This window comes from Actinosynnema sp. NPDC059797 (assembly GCF_042732085.1).
Taxonomy (GTDB): Bacteria; Actinomycetota; Actinomycetes; order Mycobacteriales; family Pseudonocardiaceae; genus Actinosynnema.
Genome location: NZ_JBHWIE010000398.1, coordinates 1 through 6,165, shown reverse-complemented (window position 1 = coordinate 6,165; position 6,165 = coordinate 1). Strand labels below are relative to the sequence as shown.

Below are 6,165 nucleotides of genomic sequence, written 5' to 3'. Positions count from 1 at the left end.
CGGACGAGGTGAACGCCAGGCCCACCACGGCGACGCCGAGCGCGCCCGCCAGCTCGCGGCTGGCGGTGACGACCGCCGAGGCGACCCCGGCGGACCGCGCGTCGGCCGCGTCCAGCGCGGTCGTGGTCAACGGGGTGGTCAGCGCCGAGCCGAAACCGACCACCACCAGGCAGACCGGCAGACCCGGCACGGGCACGACCGGCGCCACCAGCAGCCCGGCGGTCACCGCGACCAGCCCGGACCCGGCCGTGCGGACCGCGCCGAACCGGGCGACCAGGAACGGCACGGCGGGCGCGCCCGCGATCACCGCCAACGCGGCGGGCACCAGCAGCAGACCGGTGCCCAGCGGGGTGGAGCCCTCGGCGCGGTGCAGGTGCAGCGGCAGCACGAACAGCACGCCGCTGACCGCCAGGCCCCACAGCGCCTGCGCGACCGTGCCGGTGGCGAACGCCCTGAGCCCGATCGCCGAACGCGGGAGCAGCGGGTGGGCCGCCGACCGCTCGACCGACCGGAACACCAGGCACGCCACCACGGCCACCACCGCGATGACGGGTCCCGCGCCCAGCACCGCGGCCGTCACGGCGAACACCGCCGCCGTCAACGCGACCGTGGAGCGGACCGGCAGGGGCGTCGGCGCCGTGGGCCGGGACGGCAGCACCCGGTGCGCCAGCAGGGCCGCCGCCGCGCACACCGGCACGTTGCCCAGGAAGATCCACCGCCAGTGCGCCGCCTCCGCGAGCAGCCCGCCCAGCGCGGGCCCGACCGCCAGGGCCACCGCCAGCGCGCCCGTCCACGCCGCGATGCCCAGCCGCCTGCGGTCGGCGTCCGGCTCGGTGCGCAGCACCGCCAGGCCGGTCGGCACGACCGCCGCCGCGGCCGCGCCCTGGGCCGCCCGCCACAGCGACAGCGCCCACGCGCCGTCGGCCGTGCCGCAGCCCAGGGACGCGGCGGCGAACCCGACCAGGCCGGTGATCAGCACCCGGCGCGGCCCGAACCGGTCCCCCGCCGCGCCCGCGGCCGGCATCAGGCTCGCGAACACGAGCATGTAGCTGACCACGGCCCACTGGAGGTCGTTGGTGGACAGGTCGAGGTCGGCGCCGATCGCGGGCAGGGCGACCACCAGGACGTTGTTGTCCAGGGCGGTGACGAAGCCCGCGACGCAGGCGACCAGGACGACGGGGTTCACCTCGGTGCCCTCATCGCAGCGCCGACATCAGCATCGGCCAGGACGCGTGCAGCTCGCGCTGCCAGTACTTCCAGGTGTGGGTGCCGCCGCCGTAGGCGTTGACCGTGATGGGCAGGCCGAGCGACCGGGCGTGGAGGACGAAGTCGGGCGAGGTCGTGCCGACGATGGTCTCGAACGGGTCCAGGGTGAGCCAGCTGTCGTCCAGGGGGCCTTTGAAGCCGTTGCCGAAGGAAACGTAGAGCCGGGTGCCGCGCAGGTCCTGCGCCAGGCTCTTGGGGTTGTGGGCCGCCCACACCAGGGGGACGACGGCCTCGCGCCCCCACGGGCCGTACGGGTCGAGCCCTTCGCGCAGGACCGTGGTGTAGATGAACTGCGGCACGCCGATGAACTGCGTCGACAGCAGCCCGCTGTAGGAGGCGGCGGCGCGGAACAGGCCGGGGTGCTTGGCCGAGTAGGCGAACGCGCCCGTGCCGCCCGCCGACAACCCGGCGACGGCCCTGGCCGTGCCGCCCCGGTAGTTGCGCTCGACGAGCTGGATCAGCTCCTCGGTGTGGAAGGTCTCCCACCTGGGCGTGCCGCCCCGACCGTTGTTGTACCAGTCGGTGTACCACCCGGCGCGGCCGGCGTCGGGCATCACGACGAGGACGTCGGCGGGGGCGCTCAGCTCCTCGACGTCGGTCTCGCGGGTCCACGAGGTGTAGTCGTCGCCGACGCCCTGGAGCAGGTAGAGGACGGGCCAGGTGCGGTTGGCGGTCGGGGACCAGCCGGGCGGGGTGAGCACCCGCACGGGAACGTCCTCGCCGACGGCGGGTGAGGAGATGGTGAGGTCGGCCGTGCGGTGGTCGAGCCACCTCTCGGCGACCACCCGCGCGCCGTCGTCGGCGGGGACGGAGGGCGCGGCTTGGGCGGGTCCGGTGAGGAGGGCGGTGGTGGACAGGGCGGTGGTCAGGGCGGCGGAGAGGGTCAGCAGCGCGCGGAACACGGGTTCTCCCGGAAATGTCGGACCCGCCGGCAGGTGATCCGGCCGGTCGTTGACGAGGCGGGTCACGACGCGGGCAGCAGGCCGGCGAGGTAGCGCTCCCGGCAGGCCGCCCGGGAGAGCTTGCCGCTGGACGTGCGCGGCACCGAGCCCGGCTCGACGACCAGCACGTCGCGCACCCTCACGTCGTGGTGGCGTGACACGGCCGCCCGCACCCGGTTGCGCACCCCGGCCTGGTCGACCGCCCCGCGCGGCAGCTCGGCGGTCCGCTCGGCCACCACGACCAGCGCCTCGCCGTCGGCGGCGGGCACCGCGAAGGCCGCCACGTGCCCTCGGCGGATCACCTCGTCGGCGCGTTCGGCCACCGCCTCGACGTCCTGCGGGTAGTGGTTGCGGCCGTCGATGACGATCAGGTCCTTGATCCGGCCCACGACGTGCAGGCGGCCGTCGTGCAGCACGCCCAGGTCGCCGGTGCGCAGCCACGGGCCGCGGGGCAGGCCGGGTGCCGCCAGTTCCGCGCCGAAGCCGTCGCCACCGAAGCCGCCGGCGGACCAGTAGCCGGGGGCGACGTTCTCGCCGCACACCCAGATCTCGCCCACGCGGTCGGCCGGCGCGGGTTCGCCGGTGGCCGGGTCGACGATCGCCACGTGCTGGTCCACGGCCCGGCCGCAGTCGACGAGCGCGCTCGCCCGCGCCGGGTCCGGTTGGGGTTCGGCGCGGCCCAGGGCCAGCGCCTCGCGGTCGAAGGACGTGGTGGACGGGCCGTCCGAGGCGGTGACGAAGACCGTGGCCTCGGCCAGGCCGTAGGACGGGCGCTGGGCGTCCGGGCGCAGGCCGCACGGTTCGAAGGCCGCCTGGAAGCGCGCCAGGGTCCCCGCGTGCACCGGCTCGCTGCCGTTGATCATCGCCACCACGCCGGACAGGTCCACGGCGGACCGCTCGGCCTCGGGCACCCGGCGCACGCACAGGTCGTAGGCGAAGTTCGGCGCGGCGGTGATGACGTTCCGCCTGCCGTGCATCGCGCGCAGCCACCGGGACGGGCGGTAGAGGAACGCGAGCGGGTCCATCAGCACCGCTTCGACGCCGGTGGTCAGCGCCACGCCCACGCCCAGCACCAGGCCCATGTCGTGGAACAGCGGCAGCCAGCTGACCGGGGACGCCGCCGCGTCGGCCAGGCCGTAGGCGGTGAGCGCCTGCCGGACGTTGACCCGGAAGTTCCGGTCGGTCACCACCACGCCGGCCGGTGCCCGGGTCGAGCCGGAGGTGTACTGGAGGTACGCGGGCCCGCCGGAGCCGCCCCCGGGCAGCGGTGCGGCGGAGGGCGGCACGCGGCCGACCACCACCGCGTCCAGGCCGAGGTCGACGGGGGTGGCGGTGAGGGCGACCCGGGGCGCGCAGTCGCGCAGCACGCCGTCCAGGCGGTCGCGGTGCCCATCGCCGCCGACGGGGAACAGCGGCACGGCGAGCACGTCGGCGTAGAGGCAGCCGACGAACGCCACCACGTAGTCGATCCCCTGGGGCAGCAGCAGAAGTGCGCGGTCACCCGGGACGCACCTTTTCCGCAGCTCGGAAGCCACGCCCCGGGCACGCGCGTCGAGTTCCGCCCAGGTGATCGACACCGGCACGCCGAGCGGGTCCAGGTCGTGGTCGACAAAGGTGAAGGCAGTGCGGTCACCGCGTTCACCGGCCCAACGCCGGACAGCGTCGGCGACCGTGCCCGCCCTGGTCAGCACAACGGTCATGGCCAGCCTCTTTCTCCTGGTGCGATAGTTTCCGAAATGGCTTTTGTGCGTCTTCCACAAATTTTCCGGAGACGCTTTCCGGCACATCGAGCACGGAAGCTACTCACGGGTACAACAACTGTCAACAACTACTCCGAGCGACTCCTCCAGACCCGAACGGACTATTGTTAGCGGCACTTCGGCGGGCCACGATCGGTCGCACTCCGCCGCGATTCGCGCACAATCCCGAAAGGCTTTCCCATGACCGGCACGCCCTCGGAAGCGGAACTCCGCGCGTGGTTGGCGCGCCACGTCGCGGACCTCGTGGACCTGCCCGAGGACGAGGTCGACGTCGACCAGCCGCTGGCCGAGCTGGGGCTGTCGTCCCGCGACGCCGTGGTGCTGGCGGGCGCGCTGGGAGACCTGGTCGACGCGCCGCTCCCGGCCACCGCGGTCTACGAGCACCCCACGATCGCCCGGCTCGCCCGCCACCTCGCCGGTCCCGCGGTCGAGCGCGCCGGCGGCGGGCCGGTGGCCGGTGACGGCATCGCGGTGGTCGGGGTCGGCTGCCGACTGCCGGGCGGGGTCGCCGGCCCGGAGGAGCTGTGGGCGTTCCTGCGGGAGGGCGGGGACGCGATCGCGCCCGCACCGCCCGACCGCTGGCCCGGCCTGCCCGAGGGCACGCCCCGCTTCGGCGGTTTCCTGCCCGACATCAAGGGTTTCGACGCGGAGTTCTTCGGCATCGCGCCGCACGAGGCGGCGCACGCGGACCCCCAGCAGCGGCTGGTGCTGGAGGTGTCCTGGGAGGCCCTGCACCACGCGGGCATCGCGCCGGACTCCCTGCGCGGCACCCGGACCGGCGTGTTCGTCGGCATCTCCGGCGGCGAGCACGGCGCGGCGCAGGCCGCCGACCTGGACCGGGTCGAGCCGTGGACGGCCACCGGCGGCGCGCTGTCGATCGCCGCGAACCGGCTGTCCTACCTGCTGGACCTGCGCGGGCCGAGCCTGGCCGTGGACACCGCGTGCTCCTCGTCGCTGGTCGCGGTGCACCACGCGTGCCGGAGCCTGCGCGCGGGCGAGAGCGACACCGCCGTGGTCGCCGGGGTGAACCTGCTGCTGGGCCCGGCGGTCACGGTCGCCTTCCACCGCGCGGGCCTGCTCGCGGCGGACGGCCGGTGCAAGCCGTTCGACGCCGCCGCGGACGGCATCGCCCGCGCCGAGGGGTGCGCGGTCGCGGTGCTCAAGCGGCTGGCCGACGCGCGGCGCGACGGCGACCGGGTGCTGGCGGTGATCCGGGGCAGCGGCGTCAACTCCGACGGCCGGTCCAACGGGCTGATGGCCCCGAACCCGCGGGCGCAGGCCGACCTGCTGCGCCGGGTGTACGCGGAGGCGGGCGTGGACCCGACGCGCGTCGACTACGTGGAGGCGCACGGCACCGGCACCCTGCTCGGCGACCCGATCGAGGCGGGCGCGCTGCGCGAGGTGCTGGGCGGCGGGCCCGGGTCGCTGCTGCTCGGCTCCGCCAAGGCCAACTTCGGCCACACCGAGTCGGCCGCGGGACTGGTCGGCCTGGTCAAGGCGGTGCTCGCGATCCACCGCGGCGAGATCCCGCCCAGCCCGCACTTCCGCACGCCCAACCCGCATATCGACTTCACCGGACTGCGCGTGGTCACCGGGCCGACGCCGTGGCCGCGCCGCTCGGGCCGGGCGGTCGCGGGCGTGTCGTCGTTCGGCTTCGGCGGCACCAACGCGCACGTCGTGCTGGAGGAGCCGCCCGCGCCCGATCCGGCGCCGCGGCCCGGGGGACCCGCGTTCCTGGTCGTCACCGGGGTGTCCGAGGAGCGGGTGCGCCGGCACGCCGAGCGGTTGGCCGGGTGGCTGGCGGGGACGCCGGCCGACCCTCGTGGCACGGGGGCCGGAGCCCGTCCTTCGCCGGCCGACCTCCACGACGTGGGCTCCACCCTGGCCCGGCGGCGCGGGGGCGAGCCGTGCGCGGCCGTGGTGAGCGGGTCCGACCGGGACTCCGTGGCGGCCGCGCTGCGCGCCCTGCCGTCCGGGGTGCGGCGGGTCGGGGCGCGGACCGGCGTGGTGTGGGTGTTCTCCGGGTACGGCTCGGGCTGGGCGGGCATGGGGCGGCGCCTGCTGGCCGCCGAACCGGTGTTCGCCGACGCGGTGGACGAGCTGGACGGCCTGCTCGCGCCGTACTCGGTGCGCGGGCTGCTGGAGGCTCCCGGCGAGGGCCTGGGTGACGGGCAGGTCGCGCTGTTCGGGGTGCAGGT

The 6,165-nt window shown here is 75.6% G+C and carries 4 protein-coding genes; 1 reads left to right on the top strand and 3 read right to left on the bottom strand.

Going from position 1 to position 6,165, the window contains the following annotated elements; translation table 11 throughout:
* From ACFV4N_RS38200 to ACFV4N_RS38190, 3 genes are all read right to left on the bottom strand, one after another.
* A partial coding sequence (locus ACFV4N_RS38200) for an MFS transporter (RefSeq protein ID WP_499677559.1) occupies positions 1–1,186 on the bottom strand: 1,186 nt, incomplete at its 3' end.
* A 10-nt stretch (positions 1,187–1,196) separates the two neighbouring features.
* Positions 1,197–2,168, bottom strand: a complete 972-nt coding sequence (locus ACFV4N_RS38195) for an alpha/beta hydrolase (protein WP_499677558.1) — start codon at positions 2,166–2,168, stop codon at positions 1,197–1,199.
* Between the two features lie 62 nt (positions 2,169–2,230).
* Positions 2,231–3,907 carry a fatty acyl-AMP ligase gene (locus ACFV4N_RS38190; protein ID WP_499677557.1) on the bottom strand — a complete coding sequence of 559 codons (1,677 nt, stop codon included), beginning with the start codon at positions 3,905–3,907 and terminating at the stop codon, positions 2,231–2,233.
* A gap of 240 nt (positions 3,908–4,147) precedes the next feature.
* Here ACFV4N_RS38190 and ACFV4N_RS38185 point away from each other — a divergent pair.
* Positions 4,148–6,165: beta-ketoacyl synthase N-terminal-like domain-containing protein (locus ACFV4N_RS38185; protein WP_499677556.1), on the top strand; the 2,018-nt coding region annotated here is incomplete at its 3' end.

Excerpts from the sequence above, each read along its gene's own strand:
- ACFV4N_RS38190 (WP_499677557.1), bottom strand. The coding sequence starts at position 3,907 with ATGACCGTTGTGCTGACCAGGGCGGGCACGGTCGCCGACGCTGTCCGG.